This is a genomic window from Streptomyces sp. NPDC033966 (assembly GCF_055575955.1).
The window spans coordinates 234,392-253,518 of the sequence record NZ_JBVIRQ010000010.1; the positions used below are offsets into that span (position 1 = coordinate 234,392).

The following is a 19,127-nucleotide window of genomic DNA, read 5'->3' on the forward strand; positions in this document are numbered from 1 at the left end:
TGCGAGCAAATGACGCATCCTTGACAGCAATCCCCGCGAGAGAGGCGCTCCCAGGATGACTGCACCCTTTGCGACTGTGCGCGGTCGTGGCTACCGGACGGACGAAGTCGACCGGTATCTCGCGCGGCTGTCCGGCAGCCGGGACGAGGCCTGGGAACGGGTGGCGCGGCTGACCGTGCTGGCCCGTCAGATGGAGGCGGAGGCCGAACGGTTGCGGGCGGTCGTGGCCGCGCTGGCTCCGCAGACGTACGACGAGCTGAGCGAGCGGGCGCGGCGGATCCTGCAGCTGGCGCAGGAGGAGGCGGAGGTCCTGCGGGAGGAGGCGCGGGCGGACGCGGCGGAGGCGGCGGGCGCGGCCGAGGCGCATGCCGGCCGGGTGGCCGAGCTGGCGCGGCACGACGCGGAGGCGGTGCGGGAGCAGACCGAGGTGCGGGCGCGGCAGGGGCTGCTGCGGGCCCAGCGGGAGGCGGACGGGCTCCGGGCGGAGGCGCGGGAGGACGCGGCGGGCTGGCGGTCCGAGGCGCAGGCCGCGCTGGCGGAGACGGGGCGCCGGGCGCGGGCGCTGCTCGCGGAGCGCGAGCAGGAGCAGGTCGAGCGGTGGGACGCGTCGGGGCGGGAGCTGGCGGCGCGGGCGGACGAGCAGGACGCGCGGTACGCGGAGCTGGAGCGGTACGCGGAGGCGCGGCTGGCGGAGGCGCGGCGGGGTTACGCGGAGGCGGAGGAGTCGGCGCGGCACGGCCAGGAGGACGCGGAGGCGCGGGCGGAGGAGCTGGTCGCGCAGGCGCGGGTGCTGGAGGAGCGGACGGCGCGCGAGACGGACCGGATCCTGCGGGAGCACGAGGAGGCGCAGGAGGAGATGCGGGCCCACATGAGCCACGTCCGCTCCAGCCTGGCGGCGCTGACGGGGCGGGCGGCGCCGGCGGAGGGGTAGGGGTTGCCGTTGCCGTTGCCGTTGCCGTTGCCGTTGCCGTTGCCGTTGCCCGGGCCGGGCCGGGCGGTTGTCGGTTCGGGGCGTTGCCCTGCTGGGCGGGGTCGCGGGGTGCGTGCTGCGGGGGCCGGGGCCGGGGCCGGGGGCGGGGTGGGGTGTCGTCCGGGACGGGCTTCGATGTTCGGCGCCTGTTCCGGGTCCGGTTGGTGAGCGGTACCGCGCGCCGAAATCATCTCGTTCTGGTCCCGGCCGGCACCCCACCCCGCCCCCGACCCCTCACGTATCGCAGCCGGACCCGGCCCCCGAAGGGCCGCTGCCCTTCCCACACCTCATGGCGGTGCCAAGTGGGTTGTCAGTGGGCGGCGTTAGCCTCGCGGTATGAGTTCTTCGCTGAGTGTGTACCTGCTCGATCTGAACGCCGTCCACGCCCTCGTCGGCTCCCGCGACGATGCGCTCCTGGACATCGTCCGGGAGAGGTTCGCCGCCGACCTCGCGCACGACGACGACTGGTTCGACTCCGAGATCGAGAACGGCGCGCCCAGCGCGTACGAGGCGCTGCGCGCGGTGGTGTACGGCGGTCCGTTCAGTGAGGACCGGGAGCACGCCTTCCAGTACGCCTACGCCTACAAGCGGCTCTGCGACCTGACCGGGTCGTTCCTCGACAACTCCTCCTTCTCCCCGTACCGCGGCGACTGGCTGTCGATGGTCGACGCCGGGCTGCGCGCCCTGAAGGTCGACGCCGTTTCCGTCGAGGACTTCGACTTCTCGGATCTGCCCGGCGGGCTGCCGTCCACGTACACGCCGGGTTGCGGCGAGTGGACGTACGAGCAGTGCGTGAAGGCGCTGGAGCAGTTCGAGGAGACCAAGCGGCAGGGGAGCGTTCCGCTGCTGGACAGCGAGGTGGCGGAGGCCGTCCAGGACGTGCTGGGGTGGCTGCGGCAGGTCGAGGCGCGGCCCGGGTTCGGGATCGTGGGGTTCAGGTCCTAGGGGGTGTGCCGTGGGTCAGGACGGATCAGGGAACGGCGGCTGGTGCCGTGCACCCAAGGCCGAGGAGGGAGTCAACGCGGTCGGGGCACCTCCCAGCGGTAGCTGGGGGACGTTGGCGACCGACGAGAACGCGGCGAGGCGCGGCGCCGGCCGCCGCGACCCCGGCATGACCCACGAGACACCCCCTGGGGTGCGCGAGGTGTTGAGGGGGGTCGGCGTCGAGGTGGTGTCCGGTGGGGTGCCGGAGCCGGTGGTCGCGTCCGTCGACGGGTACGGGCCGGGGGAGGTGTTCGGCGGCGTCTACGTCCGGTACGCGGATCCGCGGCTCGTGGAGGGGCTCAACGAGTGCTGGTACCGCCTCGCCGTGGCCGAGGGGCTGTTCGGTGAGGACCGTGAGTTCCTTCTGATGCTGCCCGGTGGGGAGCGGCGCTGGCACCGGGTGCGGTTGTCGGAGCGGTGGGACCTCATGGGGGCCGGTGCGGAAACGGTTCTTGGGGTGGGCGCCGGCCGCCCCGGCTTCACCGCGCTGGCCTTGGACAACAGCGTCGCTGTCGTCGCCGCGTCGTATCAGGCGGGGGCGGGGGTGCACGCGGTGCGTCGCCCGGGGAGCGTCACCGGCCGGCGGCGGTGGGGGTGAGGAAGTCGCGGATCAGCGGGGCGATTTCGGGGAGGTGGGTCTCCAGGGCGAAGTGGCCCGCGCCCTCGAAGACGTGGACCTCGGCGTGGGGCGCGTCGCGGAGGTACGCCTTGGCGCCGGCCGGGGTGAAGAAGGGGTCGCCGGCGCCCCAGGCGACGAGCACCGGGACGGCGGCCGTGCGGAGCCAGGCCTGCCAGGCGGGGTAGTGGGTGAAGTTCGAGGCGTAGTCGAAGGCGAGGTCGGCCTGGGCGTCGGCGCGGCCGGGCAGACCGAGGTAGTGGACGTCGAGCGTCCAGTTGTCGGGGGAGAGCAGGGCGGGGTCCGCGACGCCGGTCTCGTACTGGAAGCGGGTGCCCTCCTCGGTGAAAAGGGCGCGGACGCGCTCCTCGTTGCCGGGTACCTCGCGCCGTAGCCCGGCGAACTCCCGGGCGGCGTCGGAGAGGCCCTCGTCGTAGGCGTTCCCGTTCTGGACGATCAGGTGCGTGACGCGGTCCGGCCGGCGGGTGGCGAGCCGCAGCCCGACGGGGGCGCCGAAGTCGAAGACGTACAGCGCGAAGCGGTCGAGGCCGAGGGCGTCGGTGAACCCCTCCACGATGTCGGCGAGCCGGTCGAAGGTGTACGTGAACCCGTGCGGGGCGGTGGTGCGGCCGAAGCCGGGGTAGTCGGGGGCGATCAGCCGGTAGGGGGTGCCGGCGAGCGCGTCCATCAGGCGGGTGAACTGGTGCGAGGCGGTGGGGAAGCCGTGCAGGAGCAGCAGGACCGGGCCGTCGGCCGGGCCGCTCTCGCGGTAGGCGACGGTCACGCCGTCCACGTCGACGGTGCGGTGAGCGATCATCACATGCCTCCTTGGGCTTCGGTGGCATTAGTCTGCGGGATGTGTGGCTAATGGGTCAAGAGGGATTGCTAGCATTAGCGGCGTGAACGTCTTTCCGCTGCTGGGCGAGCCCCTCGCCCTCGACCTGCTGAACACCCGGCCCGCCGGTGCCGGCGACCTCATCGCCGACCGGGCGGGACTCGCCGCCTGGCTCGCCGAGGAGCCCGGCCGGCTGAGCCACGTCGCGGAGGTCGGGGAGGCCGAGGTGGCCGCCGTGCACGCCGTGCGGGAGGCGGCCGGGCCGCTGCTCGCCGCCGTCCGGCGGGGTGAGCGGCCCCCGGCCGGCGAGCTGGCCGCGCTCAACGGGATCCTCGCCGCCGCCCCGGCCCGCACCGAGCTGGCCTGGACCGCGCTGACCGGCATGACGGCGGCCCCGTACCGGGAGGCCGCCCCGGCGCAGCGGCTCGCCGCGGAGCTCGCGGAGGCCGTGGTGCTGCTGCTGACGGACCCCCGGGTGACGGCGGTGCGCGAGTGCGAGGCGCAGGACTGCGTGCTGCTCTTCCTGCCGGCGCACCCGCGCCGCCGCTGGTGCGTGGCTTCGGCCTGCGGCAACCGGGCCCGGGTGGCCCGCTACTACGCCCGGCACAAGGGGGAGGGCGCGTGAGCCGCGAGGGGAGTCGCTGACCGAGAGCCGGCGGGCCTTCATGATCAACGCCTTCGGGGTCGGCATCCTGCCCGGCGTCCGGGGCGGCCTGGCCGAGGAGGACGAGGAGCTGCCGGCGGCCGGGCCGGCCCCGATCCTGCTCGACCTCGTCGACCGGGGGGGCGAGGTGCGCGGGGTGGCCCCGTGGCTCGCGCCCGACGGGCGCGAGGGCTGCCGGAGGTGCCGGCGGACCCGGCCGAAGGGGAGTACCCCGAGGGCGGAACGGGCTGGATCGGGGCCCTGAAGCCGACCGGGACCCCCGAGGGCCGGCGGGTCGGCCGGATCGCCCAGGAGGAGGGGGCGGGATGAGCCCGTGGGGGGCAGGGTGGGTGAACCTCGGGGCGCGCTCCCGGTGAGGAAAGGTTTCGCCAACGCGTCGCGCTCCTACGCTCCCTCCCGGATGCCACCGGACCGGCATCCGCCCGTGGAAGAGAAGAACGGAACCCCCTCATGCGTCTTCGCACCACCGCCGTAGCCCTCGCCGGAGCCCTCACCCTCGTCCTGCCGACCGCCGCCACCGCGCTCGCGGACGACGGCCAGGCCCTCAGCTACAGCTTCGTCCAGAACGGCGAAAGCAAGACCGGGCAGGTGAGCGACCTGGCCGAAGGCAAGTGCCACCCGCTGGCCGTGACCGACGCCTCCTCGCTGGAGGAGGTCGCCAACGAGACCGACAAGGTGGCCCTGCTCTTCGACAACAAGGACTGCACGGGCGAGCCGGTCGCGGCCGCCGGCCCGGGCGAGAAGGCGGGCGACCTCCAGGCCATCGCCGTCGTCTTCGAGGCCGCCGAGGAAGGACAGAAGGCCGAGGAAGGACAGAAGCCCGAGGAGGGGCAGAAGGCCGAGGAGGGCCAGAAGGACAAGCGCGAGGAGGCCGCCCAGGCCCCCGTCGAGGCCCCGGCCGAGAGTGACAGCAGCGACGCCTCCGACGACGAGGAGTCCGACTACTTCGAGTCCCCGTTCCGCACGCTGGGCTGATCTTTCCCTGACGAGGGGGCCCGGCACCCGAGGGTGCCGGGCCCCTGTCATGCCCGCGGGGCCGGGACCGCGGGCGCGGCCTCGTAGCGGTACGGGTCGCTCCGCAGCCCGCGCGAGACGACCACCACCGTGAACGGCGGCTTCGCCGCCTCCGGCAGCCGGGCGGTCAGGGCGCCGGTCGCCGGATCCGGTGTCACCTCGAGCAGGGTGCCGTCCACCGTGAGGCGGGGCTCGGTGAAGCCGCCGCCCTCCACCCGGAGCTGCCCGTCGGGGGAGACGGTGACGTCGGTGATCACCGGGTTGGCGCGGGTGGCCATCTTGTTCACCAGGTAGGCCCCCGCCGGGGCGCCGGTCAGGGCCCAGATCTCGGACGGCAGCCGGGGGAGCCCGCCGCCCACGTCGGAGAGGAAGAAGAGGACGACGTAGAGCATCGTGACCGCGCTCAGGACCACGTACTGGAGGTCCACCAGATCGGTCCGGCCGCTGTCGTTCGCGATCAGCTCCCGCAGCGGGCGGCGCCCGCCGGAGGTGGGCTTGGGGGCCGGCTTGGCCATGCTGCCGTTCTCCACCCGGAAGCCGACGACCGCCTTCGCCGCGATCAGGGCCGCGTACGGGCCCCCGAGCAGCGGCAGGTACACCGAGGTCAGGGACGACAGCGGGCCGTCGGGGCCGGTGCCGCGGAAGTAGGAGACGCCGCCGCCGGCCGTCAGCCCGTACGCGAGGATCGTGAGCAGCAGCCAGACCAGGACCACCGTCCAGGCGAGGGCGAGGGTGGTGGAGGTGGAGAGTCGGCCGTCGCGGCCGGTGACGAAGCCCGGCCTGCGGCGCAGGCGCAGGGCCACCGGTCCGGCCAGGGCGGCCAGTAACGCGAGCGCGAAGAGTGCGGATGCCATGTCGTCCCCCCGGAATCGGTCCTGGGCAAGAGGGTCACCCACTGGGCCCGAACATGACAACCCGGCTCGCGGGCCGGAGCGGACGGAACCGCCGCCCCGCCCCCGTACCGCCGCCCCGCCCCCGTGCCGCCGCCCCGCCCCCCGTACCGCCGCCCCGCCCCCCGTACCGCCGCCCCGCCCCCCGTGCCGCGGCCCCGCCCCCCGTGCCGCCGCCCCGCCCACGCCCCCGCGCCCCCGGCTACTCGTGCTCCGGCAGCACCGGGAACCTGCGCGGCGCCACCAGCAGCAGCACCAGCACCGCCGCCACCCCGGCGGCCGTCGCGCCCAGGAAGATGTGCTCCACCGCCGCCGCCACCGCCCCCCGCAGGTGCTCCGAGGCGGCCGGCGCCAGGCCGCCCGGCTCCGCCAGGGCCCGCGACACGTCGTCGAGGCGCTCCGGCAGCCCCGGCAGCGGCGTCCCCGCCAGCCGGCCGGCGACGGTCGCGTTGGCCACCGCCCCCAGCAGCGCGGCCCCCACGCTCTGCCCGACGGTGCGGCAGAACAGCACCGAGGCCGTCGTGGTCCCCCGCTCGGCCCAGCCCACCGTGGACTGCACCCCGACCACCAGCGGCAGCTGGAACAGCCCGAGGGCGGCGCCCAGCAGCAGCATCACCAGCGCGGGCTGCCACGGCCGCGCCGGGTACGGCAGCAGGGTGAAGGCGAACAGGACCACGGACGCCAGCCCCATGCCCAGGGCGGCGGTGTCGCGGAAGCCGATGCGCCGGTACACGTGCTGGCAGCAGGCGGCCGACAGCGGCCAGCTCAGCGTCATCAGGGCCGTCAGGAGCCCGGCCCCGACCGGCCCGAGCCCGAGCACGGACTGGGCGTAGGTCGGCATGAACACCATCGGGGCGACCATCAGCAGCCCCAGCGCCGCCATCGCCAGGTTCACGGCGGCGATGGTGCGGCGGCGCCACACCCAGCCGGGCAGGATCGGTTCTGCGGCCCGGCGCTCGACCCGGACCACCACCACCGCCAGGACCGCGCTCGCGCCCAGCAGTCCCAGCGAGGGCGCAGACAGCCAGGGCCAGGCCACCCCGCCCTGCACCAGCGCGAACAGCAGCAGCCCGCCGCAGGCGAAGACGGCGAGCGCCCCCGCCCAGTCCACCGGGCCCCGGCGGCCGGGGGAGCGTACGGGTTCCACGAGGTGGCGGGCGGTCAGCCAGAGGGCCAGTCCGGCCGGCGGCACGTTGATCAGGAAGGTCCAGCGCCAGCCCGCGTACCCGGCCAGCACTCCGCCGAGCGCCGGACCGAGCAGGGCGGAGCTCGCCCACACGGTGGTCATCCGGGCCTGTATGCGGGGGCGGTCGCGCAGCGGGTAGAGGTCGGCGGCCAGGGTCTGCACGGTGCTCTGCAGGGCCCCGCCGCCCAGCCCCTGGACGATCCGGAAGGCGATGAGCGCGGCCATGTTCCAGGCGGACGCGCACAGCAGGGAGCCGACGAGGAAGAGGGCGGTGCCGAAGAGCAGGACGGGCTTGCGGCCGAAGGTGTCGCTGAGCTTGCCGTAGACGGGGAGGGTGACGGTGACGGCGAGGAGGTAGCCGGAGAACAGCCAGGAGAAGACGGAGAACCCGCCGAGGTCCCCGACGATCTGCGGGACGGCGGTGGAGACGATCGTGCTGTCGAGCGCGACCAGGGCCATGCTCAGCATCAGCGACACCACCACCCGGGTGGGCGGCCGCCCGCGCCCGCCCCCGTCGGCCCCGGCGTCCGGCCCCGAGGCCGTTCCGGGCCCGGGGCCGCCGGCGGAAGCCTTTCCCCCGGTGGGGCGGGCGGGTTCAGCCGTCCCCTCGGCGGAGCCTTTCGCCCCGTTTTCTCCTGCTTCCACCACGTTCCCCTCGTCTGCGGGGAACACCATCTCACCGGGCCGCTCCGGGCGGAATCCCCGTCTCACGGGCGCCCGGTCCGTCCGTGCCCCCTACCCCTGGTCCGCCGGAGGGTGGACAACCCCTAGGGGAGACTCAGCATTTGGGCCCACGGGACGTTCGTCCCGGGGGAGGAGGACCGAAGGCCCGCGAGGTCCTTAACTGGTTCATACGAGCGGGACCGCCGGGGGGCGGGGTGGGGTTAACCCCCCGGTGGATACGGCGATGGGCACCAGCGCGCCCGGCACCTCCCGCACCGCAGACTTCGACGGCGACGCACGTACCGGAGCGGACGCGCCCGTACGCGTACGACAGAGCCACCCGCGCCCAGGGCGGCGCAACGCACACGCACACCAACAGGGGAGACAGCACCGTGACAACGGCGATGACCGAGACCAGGCACGGGAGCGGCGGGGGACAGAACTCCGTCGCGGCCCGGGCGCGCCAGGTCGTCAAGGCCTACGGCTCCGGCGAGACCCGCGTCGTCGCCCTCGACCACGTGGACGTGGACATCCACCGCGGCCAGTTCACCGCGATCATGGGCCCCTCCGGCTCCGGCAAGTCCACGCTGATGCACTGCCTGGCCGGGCTGGACACGGTGACCGGCGGGCAGATCCACCTGGAGGACACCGAGATCACCGGCCTGAAGGACAAGAAGCTCACGCAGCTGCGCCGGGACAAGATCGGCTTCATATTCCAGGCGTTCAACCTGCTGCCGACGCTCAACGCCCTGGAGAACATCACCCTCCCCATGGACATCGCGGGCCGCAAGCCGGACCCGCAGTGGCTGGACCGGGTCGTCCAGACGGTCGGCCTCGCGGGCCGCCTCAAGCACCGCCCGACCGAGCTGTCCGGCGGCCAGCAGCAGCGCGTGGCGGTCGCCCGCGCCCTCGCCGCCCGCCCGGCGATCATCTTCGGCGACGAGCCGACCGGAAACCTGGACTCCCGCGCCGGCGCCGAGGTCCTCGGCTTCCTGCGCCAGTCGGTCGACCAGCTGGGCCAGACCATCGTGATGGTCACCCACGACCCGGTCGCCGCCTCCTACGCGGACCGCGTCATCTTCCTCGCCGACGGCCGCATCGTCGACGAGATGTACGGGCCCACCGCCGACCAGGTGCTCGACCGGATGAAGGACTTCGACGCGCGCGGGCGGACCTCGTGACCGTCATGAAGACCGCGCGGAGAAACTTCCTCGCGCACAAGGGCAGGATGGCGCTCTCCGCCGTCGCCGTGCTGCTCTCGGTCGCCTTCGTCTGCGGAACCCTGGTGTTCACGGACACCATGAACACCACCTTCGACAAGCTGTTCGCCGTCACCAGCTCCGACGTCACCGTCAGCCCCAAGGAGGCCGAGGAAGGGGAGGAGATCTCCAGCCGCGGCAGGCCGGAGGGGCTGCCCGGCTCGGTCGTGGAGAAGGTGCGCGGCGCCGAGGGCGTCAAGTCCGCCGAGGGCGGCGTCGTCTCGATGGCCGTGACGGTCGTCAACGCCAAGAACGAGAACATGGGGTCGACCACCGGAGCCCCGACCATCGCGGGCAGCTGGAACGACAACGAGCTCAAGTCGATGAAGATCACCTCCGGTCACGCCCCGCGCGGCCCCACCGAGGTGATGGTCGACGCCGACACCGCCGACAAGCACCACCTGAAGCTCGGGGACGAGCTGCGCACGATCGCCGTCACCGGTGACATCCGGGCGAAGATCAGCGGTATCGCCTCCTTCACCGTGACCAACCCGGGCGCGGCCATCGTCTACTTCGACACCGCCACCGCCCAGGAGAAGCTGCTCGGCGCCGCCGGCACCTTCACCCACGTCAACGTCACCGCCAAGGACGGCGTGACGCACGAGCAGCTGAAGAAGAACGTGGCGGCCGCGGTCGGCGCCGACACGTACAAGCTGCAGACCGCCAAGGAAGCCGCGGCCGCCAACAAGAAGGACATGGGCTTCCTCGACGTCATGAAGTACGTGATGCTCGGCTTCGCCGGCATCGCCTTCCTCGTCGGCATCTTCCTGATCTTCAACACCTTCTCGATGCTGGTCGCCCAGCGCACCCGCGAGATCGGCCTGATGCGCGCCATCGGTTCCGACCGGGGCCAGATCAACCGCTCGGTCCTCATCGAGGCCTTCCTGCTCGGCGTCGTCGGCTCGCTCGCCGGAGTCGCGGCGGGCGTGGGCCTGGCCGTCGGACTGATGAAGCTCATGGGCCAGATGGGCATGGAGCTGTCCACCGCCGATCTGACGGTCAAGTGGACGACCCCGGTCGTCGGCCTGGTCCTGGGCGTCGTCGTCACCGTGGTCGCCGCCTACGTCCCGGCCCGCCGGGCCGGCAAGGTCTCCCCGATGGCCGCCCTGCGCGATGCCGGAACCCCCGGCGACAAGAGGGCCGGTACGGTCCGTGCGGTGCTGGGCCTCGTCCTCACCGGCATCGGCGGTGCGGCCCTGTTCCTCGCCGGGTCCGCCGAGAAGGCTTCCGTGGGCTCGCTGTGGCTGGCCGTCGGCGTGCTGTTCAGCCTCATCGGCTTCATCGTGATCGGCCCGCTGCTGGCCGGTGTCGTGGTCCGGGTGCTCGCCGCCCCGGTGCTGCGGCCCTTCGGCTCCGTCGGCCGGCTCGCCGAGCGCAACGCGCTGCGCAACCCGCGCCGCACCGGCGCCACGGCCGCCGCGCTGATGATCGGACTGGCGCTGGTCGCCTGCCTTTCGGTGGTGGGCTCCTCCATGGTGGCCTCCGCCACCGACGAACTCGACCGCACCGTCGGCGCCGACTACATCGTCGCCTCGCAGGGCGGCCAGCCGATGATGCCGCAGGCCGAGCAGGCCATGCGGGCCACCAAGGGCCTGGACCACGTCACCGCGTACCGCGAGGTCGAGGCGAAGATCACCGCTCCGGACGGCACGTCCGCCCAGGACCGCCTCAGCGCCACCGACCCGACCTACGCCCAGGACGTGCGCCGCAAGATGACCGCGGGCGAGCACAAGGACGCGTACGCGGCCGGCTCCATGGCGGTGGGCTCCCTCTACGCCGACAAGCACCGCGTCAAGGTCGGCGACGAGCTGACGGTCGCCTTCAACGGCGGCAAGACCGTCAGGCTGAAGGTCGCCGCGATCACCTCGGACGAGGGCAACCTCGACAAGGGCGTGAAGTACATCAGCACCGCGACCGCCGAGGCCAACATCCCGGCCGACCGGCTGGCCCGCCCGTTCATGCTGCTGGCCAAGGCCGAGAAGGGGCAGGCCGACAGCGCGTACACGGCGGTCAAGGCGGCCATGGCCGAGTACCCGCAGTACAAGGTGCTCAACCAGACCGACTACAAGAAGGACCTGGAGGACCAGGTCGGGCAGCTGCTCAACATGGTCTACGGGCTCCTCGCCCTCGCGATCATCGTCGCGGTGCTGGGTGTCGTGAACACCCTGGCCCTCTCGGTGGTCGAGCGGACCCGCGAGATCGGCCTGATGCGCGCCATCGGCCTCTCCCGCCGCCAGCTGCGCCGCATGATCCGCCTGGAGTCGGTGGTCATCGCCCTCTTCGGCGCCCTGCTGGGCCTCGGCCTGGGCATGGGCTGGGGCGCCACCGCCCAGCAGCTCCTCGCCCTCCAGGGGCTGAAGGTGCTGGAGATCCCGTGGCCGACCATCATCGGCGTCTTCGCCGGCTCGGCCCTGGTGGGCCTGTTCGCCGCACTGGTCCCGGCCTTCCGGGCGGGGCGGATGAACGTTCTGAACGCGATCGCCAGCGAATAGCGGGGGCGGTCGTACGGGGGAAGCAACGGGGGAGAGAACGGGGGAAGCAACGGGGGAACCACGGGGGAGCAGTACGGGGGAACGCGCCGGCCCCGGACCGTCCGCAGGGACGGTCCGGGGCCGGCGTCGTCGTACGTCAGCGGCTCACAGCACCCGCTGGAGCAGGACGTACCCGCCGGCCTCGCCCCCCGGCGCCCAGCGCGACCCCGGGTGCAGCCCCTCGGCGTAGGCGACGGGGTCGCCGACCCCGCCCGCGGAGTTGTCGAAGACCAGGAAGGCCGGCGGCACCCCCTCGGCGGCGCCGAGCCAGTACACCTGGCAGCGCGAGGTCAGCCGGGTCAGCGGCCCGTAGACCGCCTCCACCCGCGACCCGTCCGGGATCTGCGCCAGCAGCCGTTCGACGGCGGCCACCCGCGCGGGCTTCTCGTACGCGGACCGCTCGCCGAGCCGGGCCAGCGGCAGGGTGGTCGCGCTCAGCGCGAGGGCCGCCGCGAGCACGGCGCCGGGCAGCTGGTGGGCGTACGCCCGCACCCGCGGCCGGGGGCTGCGCCGGGCGGTGTCGAGGGCGTCGGCCAGGGCCAGGGCGACGGCCGGCATCAGGACGGCGCTGTAGTGGAAGGAGGTGGACCAGTAGTACGGGTCCCCCGACAGGAACCGCCAGCCCAGGGTGGGCGCGGCCACCAGCAGCAGCGGGGAGCGCAGCGCGAGGAGCCCGGTGGTGGGGACGAGCACCCAGCCGAGGGTGGTCAGCTTCGTGCCGAGGCCGCTCAGCGGGCCGCCGCCGCCCTCGCCGCCGCCGAGCTTCTCCCAGTAGGCGTAGCCGTCGGCGGCGAAGGCGGGGATCACCACGGTGAACACCAGTGCCGCGGCGGCCGCTCCCGCCACGGCGACGGCCGCCGCGAGCCGCGCGGCCCGCGGGTCGGCGCGCCGGGCCCGCCAGGCGGTGACGAGGGCCAGGGCGGCCAGGGTGACCCCGAGGTCCTCCTTGACCAGCAGCAGCGGCAGCCCCCACCCGAGGGCGGCCCGCCAGCGCCGGGCGAGCAGCGCCTCCAGGGCGAAGGCCAGCAGCGGTACGGCGAAGCAGATCTCGTGGAAGTCGAACTCCACGGCCCGCTGGATCCCCCAGGACAGCCCGTACGCCGCCCCGAGCGCGAGCCCCCGGGCCTGCCCGAGGAGCTTGGCCGAGGCCCGGGTGACGGGCAGCGCGGACAGCGCGAGCAGGGCCGCCTGCACGACGAGGAGGGTGACGGGCGTCGGGAAGATACGGTAGAGCGGGGCGATCAGGGCGATGACCGGGCTGAAGTGGTCGCCGAGGATGTTGAAGCCCGGGCCCTTCAGGTCCACCAGGGGCGGCCGGAGCCAGGCGTAGGCCCTGACCGCCTGCTCGAATATCCCGAGGTCCCAGGAGGTCTCCTCCATCCGCCGGTAGCGGGTCACCGAGAGCACGGCGTACGCGAGGAACAGCGCGGCGGTGAGCGCGTACGGGGCCCGGCGCGCGGCCCGCCCGGCGCGGTCGCCGGCGCTCGGGGTGCTTCCGGATATCGGCATCCGGACAGATTCTCACCCCCGACCGGAATGCCTCCCTCCGGCCCCCTGGCCCCGGTCCCGCGCGCGACTCTCCGTGCACTCCCGCACCGTCCGTCCCCCGCCACACCCTCCAATGCCCCGCGCGGCCGGGGGAGCGGCGTCATAGGGTGGGAACCCCCGGCCCGTTCACGTGTCGGGTCCTTCGCGTTGCCCTCGGTACCCCTCACCGGATGGAAAGCCTGTCTCATGAGCCTGCACGGACTGCTCGACGCCGTCACCCGGGATCCCGCCCTCGCCGAGGCGGTCACCGCGGCCGGGGACGGCAACCGCATGCACGTGGACCTCGTCGGCCCGCCCGCCGCCCGGCCCTTCGCGATCGCCGCGCTGGCCTCCCGTACCGAGCGGACCGTGCTCGCGGTCACCGCCACCGGGCGGGAGGCGGAGGACCTCGCCGCCGCCCTGCGCTCCCTGCTGCCCCCCGACGAGGTGGTCGACTACCCGGCCTGGGAGACGCTGCCGCACGAGCGGCTCAGCCCGCGCAGCGACACCGTGGGCCGCCGGATCGCGGTGCTGCGCCGGCTCGCGCACCCGAGCAAGGAGGACCCGGCGGCCGGGCCCGTCTCGGTGGTCGTCGCCCCCATCCGTTCCGTGCTCCAGCCGCAGGTCAAGGGGCTGGGGGACCTGCTGCCGGTGAGTCTGCGGCAGGGCGACACCACCGACCTGGGCGTGATCACCGAGGCCCTGGCGGCGGCCGCGTACGCCCGTGTCGAGCTGGTCGAGAAGCGCGGCGAGTTCGCCGTGCGCGGCGGCATCCTCGACGTGTTCCCGCCCACCGAGGAGCACCCGCTGCGCGTGGAGTTCTGGGGCGACGAGGTCGAGGAGATCCGTTACTTCAAGGTCGCCGACCAGCGCTCCCTGGAGATCGCCGAGCACGGTCTGTGGGCCCCGCCCTGCCGGGAGCTGCTGCTCACGGACGAGGTGCGCGAGCGGGCCGCGGCGCTGGCCGAGGAGCACCCCGAGCTCGGCGAGCTGCTGAACAAGATCGCCGAGGGGATCGCGGTCGAGGGCATGGAGTCCCTCGCCCCGGTCCTCGTCGACGACATGGAGCTGCTGATCGACGTCCTGCCCGCCGGGGCGATGGCCGTGGTCTGCGACCCGGAGCGGGTGCGCACCCGCGCCGCCGACCTGGTGGCCACCTCGCAGGAGTTCCTGATGGCCTCGTGGGCGGCCACCGCCGGCGGCGGCGAGGCCCCGATCGACGTCGGCGCGGCCTCGCTGCGCGGGATCGCGGACGTGCGCGAGCACGCGCGCGAGATCGGCATGATGTGGTGGTCGGTGTCCCCCTTCGCGGCCGGCGAAGAGGTGGTGGGCGGTGACGTGCTGAAGCTCGGCATGCACGCCCCCGAGGCCTACCGGGGCGACACCGCCCGCGCGCTCGCCGACACCAAGGGCTGGATCTCCGACGGCTGGCACACCGTCTACCTCACCGAGGGCCACGGCCCGGCCGCCCGCACCGTCGAGGTGCTCGGCGGCGAGGGCATCGCCGCCCGGCTGGAGCCGCGGCTGGGGGCGCTGGAGCCCTCGATCGTCCACGTCGCCTGCGGCTCGATCGACAACGGCTTCGTGGACCCGGCGCTGAAGCTGGCCGTCCTCACCGAGACCGATCTGACCGGGCAGCGCACCGCCACCAAGGACCTCGGCCGGATGCCGACCCGGCGCCGCAAGTCCGTCGACCCGCTCACCCTGGAGGTCGGCGACTACATCGTGCACGAGCAGCACGGTGTCGGCCGCTACATCGAGATGGTGCAGCGCACCGTGCAGGGCGCCACCCGCGAGTACCTGCTCGTCGAGTACGCGCCGGCCAAGCGCGGCCAGCCCGGCGACCGCCTGTACATCCCGACCGACCAGCTGGAGCAGGTCACCAAGTACGTGGGCGGCGAGGCCCCGACCCTGCACCGGCTCGGCGGCGCCGACTGGACGAAGACCAAGGCGCGGGCGAAGAAGGCGGTCAAGGAGATCGCCGCCGACCTCATCAAGCTGTACAGCGCGCGCATGGCGGCCCCCGGCCACACCTTCGGCCCGGACACCCCCTGGCAGCGCGAGCTGGAGGACGCCTTCCCGTACGCGGAGACGCCCGACCAGCTCACCACCATCGCCGAGGTCAAGGAGGACATGGAGAAGTCGGTCCCGATGGACCGTCTGATCTGCGGCGACGTCGGCTACGGCAAGACGGAGATCGCGGTCCGGGCCGCCTTCAAGGCGGTGCAGGACGGCAAGCAGGTGGCCGTCCTGGTCCCCACGACCCTCCTCGTGCAGCAGCACTTCGGGACCTTCTCCGAGCGCTACAGCCAGTTCCCGGTCAACGTGAAGGCGCTGTCCCGCTTCCAGTCCGACACCGAGTCCAAGGCCACGCTGGAGGGCCTCAAGGAGGGCTCGGTGGACATCGTCATCGGTACGCACCGGCTGTTCTCGCAGGAGACCAAGTTCAAGGACCTGGGCCTGGTCATCGTCGACGAGGAGCAGCGCTTCGGCGTCGAGCACAAGGAGCAGCTGAAGAAGCTGCGCGCCAACGTGGACGTGCTGACGATGTCCGCGACCCCGATCCCGCGCACCCTGGAGATGGCGGTGACCGGCATCCGCGAGATGTCGACGATCACCACCCCGCCGGAGGAGCGCCACCCGGTGCTCACCTTCGTCGGCCCGTACGAGGAGAAGCAGATCGGCGCGGCCATCCGGCGCGAGCTGCTGCGCGAGGGCCAGTGCTTCTACATCCACAACCGGGTCGAGTCCATCGACCGGGCGGCCGCGAAGCTGCGGGAGATCGTGCCCGAGGCGCGGATCGCGACGGCCCACGGCCAGATGTCGGAACAGGCCCTGGAGCAGGTCGTGGTCGACTTCTGGGAGAAGAAGTTCGACGTGCTGGTCTCGACGACGATCGTCGAGTCCGGCATCGACATCTCCAACGCCAACACCCTGATCGTGGAGCGCGGCGACAACTTCGGCCTGAGCCAGCTGCACCAGCTGCGCGGCCGTGTCGGGCGCGGCCGCGAGCGCGGGTACGCGTACTTCCTGTACCCGCCGGAGAAGCCGCTGACGGAGACCGCGCACGAGCGGCTGGCCACCATCGCCCAGCACACCGAGATGGGCGCCGGCATGTACGTGGCGATGAAGGACCTGGAGATCCGCGGCGCGGGCAACCTGCTGGGCGGCGAGCAGTCCGGGCACATCGCGGGCGTCGGCTTCGACCTGTACATCCGGATGGTCGGCGAGGCGGTGGCCGACTACCGGGCCGCCGTCGAGGGCGGCGGTGCGGAGGAGGAGCCGCCGCTGGAGGTGAAGATCGAGCTGCCGGTCGACGCGCACGTCCCGCACGACTACGCGCCCGGCGAGCGGCTGCGCCTGCAGGCGTACCGGTCCATCGCGGCGGCGAACTCCGAGGCCGACATCAAGGCCGTGCGGGAGGAGCTGACGGACCGCTACGGCAAGCTGCCGGAGCCGGTGGAGAACCTGCTGCTGGTGGCGGGGCTGCGGATGCTGGCGCGGGCCTGCGGGGTCGGGGACATCACCCTCCAGGGGCCGAACATCCGCTTCGGGCCGGTGGAGTTGCGGGAGTCGCAGGAGCTGCGCCTCAAGCGCCTGTACCCGGGGACGGTCCTCAAGCCGGCCACCTCGCAGGTGCTGGTGCCGCGGCCGAAGACGGCCAAGGTCGGCGGCAAGCCGCTGGTCGGCCGTGAACTGCTGGCCTGGACCGGTGAGTTCCTCACCACGATCCTCGGCTCCTGAAGGACCAGTGATGATCAAGCCGACGACCCTCCGGTCCGCCGCGACGGCGGACTTCCCGGCCCTGTCGCTGCGCCCCTGGCGCGAGGGCGACGTCCCCGCGCTCGTGGAGGCGTACGCGGATCCCGCCCTGCGGCGCTGGACCGCGGAGCCCCCGGACGACACGGCGGACGGGCTGCGCCGGGTGGCGGAGCAGCTGCGGGACTGGGAGGCGGGCCTGCGGTTCGGGTTCGCGGTACTGGAGGGGGAGCCGGGCCGGCTGGTGGGCGGAGCGGTCCTCAAGAGGCCCGTGCCGGACGGCCCTTCGGCGGAGGTCGGCTACTGGACCGCCGCCCGCGCGCGGGGCCGGGGTGTCGCCCCGCGCGCCCTGGAGGCCCTCACGGCCTGGGCGTTCGAGACCTTCGCCGGCTCCGGACTGGAACGCCTCGAACTGCTGCACCAGGAGGACAACGCGGCCTCCTGCCGGGTGGCGGAGAAGAGCGGCTACGCCTTCCGCACCACCCTCCCGGCGGCCCCGCCCGAGTTCCCGCTCAGCGGCCACCTGCACGTGCGGTCCGCCGGGGCCTGAGCGGCGGGCCCGGTCAGACCGCTTCGGCCGCCGGGCCGCCGATCTTGGAGAGGTCCAGGACGTCGGAGTCCTTCGGGGAGGCGGTGTCGACCGGGACGCCGAAGGCGGAGAACAGGGCCTCGCCCGTGGTGTCGCCGCTGACGGTCGACTTGAGGATGTACGGCTCGCCCTGCGTGGCGACCCAGTCGGTCTGGGTGCCCTGCCGGGCCGGGGAGGTGATCGACAGGGCCGGCTTGCCGTCTATGGCGCCGGTCGCGCCCTTGCGGGCGAGCGGGCTGCTCTTGCCCAGGTCCCCCGTCAGCTTGCCGAGGTCGCAGCTGCCGGTCATCGGGGCGGCCCGGGGGTCGGTGGCGGGGATCTTCACCCAGCGGTCCGCGAGCGTGGCGACCATCTGGTCCGCCTGCTTCTGCGGGGCGTGCTTCTGCCTGGCCGCGCCCCGCCAGTAGGCGGCGTCGCCCCGGAAGTGGACGAGTTCGGCGGACTTGATGATGTCCAGCCGGCCCATCCCGTCGAGGCGGACGGCGCCGTTGCAGTTGCCCTTCTTGTCGAGGGAGAGGTCGATCCTCATCGGCTTGGCCTCGTACTCCACCGTGGCCGTGACGTGCAGCGACTGCGCCTTGCGCGTGGCCTCACCGGCCCGGGTGAGGACCTCCGCCCCCGACAGGTCGGCCAGTGCCCGCTCGCCCTTGGCGTCCGACGGGACCGAGGGCGACGCGGGCCCGGACGGGGACGCGGACGCGGCGGGCGTCCGGGCGGCGCGGGCGCGGCTCCCGACGTCGGAGGCCCGGCCGTCGGCGGGCACGCACGCCGCCAGCCCGACGCCGATCAGGGCCGCGGCGGCGACCGCCGACGCGGTGGTCTTCGTACGGCTGCGCATGTGGATTCCCCCCGTGGACTGGTGATCAGGACTCAGGACCCGAGGGTAGGGGGTGCGTCCGACACCGCCCGGGACGGGGAGGCGGCGGGCGGGCGCACGCCCCGGTATTCGACCGAGCGCGGGTCAGGTCCCTGCTGCCGGTGCTTGACCAGGTACGGCACCGCGTCCAGCAGGACGTGGTCGGTGATGTCGGCGCCGCCGGGCGCCTTCGACCTGAACACCGCCACCGGCTTGCCGTTCTGGGAGGTGTCCGCCTCCCGCCGGATGCCGGTGAGCGCGGAGGGGAAGGTGTCGGCGGGGTACCCCTCCTCGCACAGGGCGAGGAGGTGGGCGACCGAAGGGTCGCTCGGACGCACGTCGATCCAGCCCTCGTCGGTGTCCGGGGACGTGACGGGCGCGTCCCCGAACTGGTTCTTCAGGAAGCCCTCGTCCCCCCTGAAGGAGAGCCTGCCGTCGTCGATGAGGACCTCTCCCACTCCGGCGCGCGCGACCGTGACCTTGCCCCAGCAGCCGCTTTCCCCTTCGAAGGTCAGCTCCGCGGTGATCTCGCGGTCGCCGATCGTGCGCTGGACCACGGCGGACTTGGAGGCCGCCCCGTCCGTCTCCTGGTACGCGGCGCGCAGGACGGCGGCCGGGTCCTTGCCCGCGAGCGGGTCGGGTGCCGCGGAGGAGGCCGGGGACCCGGCCGCCGCGCCGGTCCCGGGGCCGCAGCCGGTGGCGGTCAGCAGGGCCGCGCAGGCGAGTGCGGTCGCGGTCGCGGACATGGTCGCGGGCATGGTGGTGCGCATGAGCTGGTCCCCCC

The 19,127-nt window shown here is 73.6% G+C and carries 16 protein-coding genes; 10 read left to right on the plus strand and 6 right to left on the minus strand.

The features are described 5' to 3' along the window. Positions 1 to 76 precede the first annotated feature (76 nt). From ACZ518_RS27400 to ACZ518_RS27410, 3 genes are all read left to right on the plus strand, one after another. On the plus strand, positions 77 to 931 hold the full coding sequence (locus ACZ518_RS27400) for a cellulose-binding protein (RefSeq protein WP_469115658.1): 855 nt from the start codon (positions 77 to 79) through the stop codon (positions 929 to 931). Positions 932 to 1,306: 375 nt separating this feature from the next. Further along, positions 1,307 to 1,915, plus strand: a complete 609-nt coding sequence (locus tag ACZ518_RS27405; protein ID WP_469115659.1) for a DUF7691 family protein — start codon at positions 1,307 to 1,309, stop codon at positions 1,913 to 1,915. A 112-nt stretch (positions 1,916 to 2,027) separates the two neighbouring features. Continuing rightward, complete coding sequence (locus ACZ518_RS27410) at positions 2,028 to 2,552, plus strand: hypothetical protein (protein WP_469115660.1); 525 nt, start codon at positions 2,028 to 2,030, stop codon at positions 2,550 to 2,552. Here ACZ518_RS27410 and ACZ518_RS27415 read toward each other — a convergent pair. Then, positions 2,527 to 3,387, minus strand: a complete 861-nt coding sequence (locus ACZ518_RS27415) for an alpha/beta fold hydrolase (RefSeq protein ID WP_469115661.1) — start codon at positions 3,385 to 3,387, stop codon at positions 2,527 to 2,529. The two genes, ACZ518_RS27410 and ACZ518_RS27415, sit on opposite strands and share 26 nt — an antisense overlap. An 82-nt stretch (positions 3,388 to 3,469) precedes the next feature. Here ACZ518_RS27415 and ACZ518_RS27420 point away from each other — a divergent pair, with 82 nt between their 5' ends. The 3 genes from ACZ518_RS27420 to ACZ518_RS27430 all read left to right on the plus strand — a co-directional run bounded on the left by ACZ518_RS27420 (position 3,470) and on the right by ACZ518_RS27430 (position 5,044). Then, the gene (locus ACZ518_RS27420; protein WP_469115662.1) at positions 3,470 to 4,030 is read left to right on the plus strand and encodes a CGNR zinc finger domain-containing protein; all 561 of its coding nucleotides are present in this window, start codon (positions 3,470 to 3,472) and stop codon (positions 4,028 to 4,030) included. A 40-nt stretch (positions 4,031 to 4,070) separates the two neighbouring features. Continuing rightward, the gene (locus ACZ518_RS27425; protein ID WP_469115663.1) at positions 4,071 to 4,313 is read left to right on the plus strand and encodes a hypothetical protein; all 243 of its coding nucleotides are present in this window, start codon (positions 4,071 to 4,073) and stop codon (positions 4,311 to 4,313) included. A gap of 206 nt (positions 4,314 to 4,519) precedes the next feature. Then, on the plus strand, positions 4,520 to 5,044 hold the full coding sequence (locus tag ACZ518_RS27430; RefSeq protein WP_469115664.1) for a hypothetical protein: 525 nt from the start codon (positions 4,520 to 4,522) through the stop codon (positions 5,042 to 5,044). A gap of 47 nt (positions 5,045 to 5,091) precedes the next feature. Here the strand turns inward: ACZ518_RS27430 and ACZ518_RS27435 are convergent, their stop codons facing one another. Continuing rightward, positions 5,092 to 5,937 (minus strand): hypothetical protein, encoded by an 846-nt coding sequence (locus ACZ518_RS27435; RefSeq protein ID WP_469115665.1) that lies wholly within the window; start codon positions 5,935 to 5,937, stop codon positions 5,092 to 5,094. A gap of 238 nt (positions 5,938 to 6,175) precedes the next feature. Continuing rightward, complete coding sequence (locus ACZ518_RS27440) at positions 6,176 to 7,834, minus strand: MDR family MFS transporter (RefSeq protein WP_469115666.1); 1,659 nt, start codon at positions 7,832 to 7,834, stop codon at positions 6,176 to 6,178. A gap of 392 nt (positions 7,835 to 8,226) precedes the next feature. On the opposite strand from ACZ518_RS27440, the gene ACZ518_RS27445 reads away from it, so the two are divergent. Next, positions 8,227 to 9,003, plus strand: coding sequence for an ABC transporter ATP-binding protein (locus ACZ518_RS27445; RefSeq protein WP_385764792.1), 777 nt, complete (start codon positions 8,227 to 8,229; stop codon positions 9,001 to 9,003). Continuing rightward, entirely contained in the window at positions 9,000 to 11,573 is a 2,574-nt protein-coding gene (locus ACZ518_RS27450) for an ABC transporter permease (RefSeq protein WP_469115667.1), read from the plus strand. Before ACZ518_RS27445 ends, ACZ518_RS27450 begins: the two co-directional genes overlap by 4 nt. A 144-nt stretch (positions 11,574 to 11,717) precedes the next feature. Here the strand turns inward: ACZ518_RS27450 and ACZ518_RS27455 are convergent, their stop codons facing one another. Continuing rightward, positions 11,718 to 13,121: a DUF2079 domain-containing protein gene (locus ACZ518_RS27455; protein ID WP_469115668.1), complete on the minus strand. Its 1,404-nt coding sequence runs from the start codon at positions 13,119 to 13,121 to the stop codon at positions 11,718 to 11,720. 225 nt (positions 13,122 to 13,346) lie between these two features. On the opposite strand from ACZ518_RS27455, the gene mfd reads away from it, so the two are divergent. Both mfd and ACZ518_RS27465 read left to right on the plus strand, forming a co-directional pair. Continuing rightward, positions 13,347 to 16,883, plus strand: coding sequence for a transcription-repair coupling factor (gene mfd, locus ACZ518_RS27460; RefSeq protein WP_469115669.1), 3,537 nt, complete (start codon positions 13,347 to 13,349; stop codon positions 16,881 to 16,883). A gap of 10 nt (positions 16,884 to 16,893) precedes the next feature. Then, on the plus strand, positions 16,894 to 17,448 hold the full coding sequence (locus ACZ518_RS27465) for a GNAT family N-acetyltransferase (protein WP_469115670.1): 555 nt from the start codon (positions 16,894 to 16,896) through the stop codon (positions 17,446 to 17,448). A 13-nt stretch (positions 17,449 to 17,461) separates the two neighbouring features. Here the strand turns inward: ACZ518_RS27465 and ACZ518_RS27470 are convergent, their stop codons facing one another. Both ACZ518_RS27470 and ACZ518_RS27475 read right to left on the minus strand, forming a co-directional pair. Continuing rightward, positions 17,462 to 18,325, minus strand: coding sequence for a hypothetical protein (locus ACZ518_RS27470; RefSeq protein WP_469115671.1), 864 nt, complete (start codon positions 18,323 to 18,325; stop codon positions 17,462 to 17,464). A gap of 32 nt (positions 18,326 to 18,357) precedes the next feature. Then, entirely contained in the window at positions 18,358 to 19,113 is a 756-nt protein-coding gene (locus ACZ518_RS27475) for a hypothetical protein (protein ID WP_469115672.1), read from the minus strand. Positions 19,114 to 19,127 lie beyond the last annotated feature (14 nt).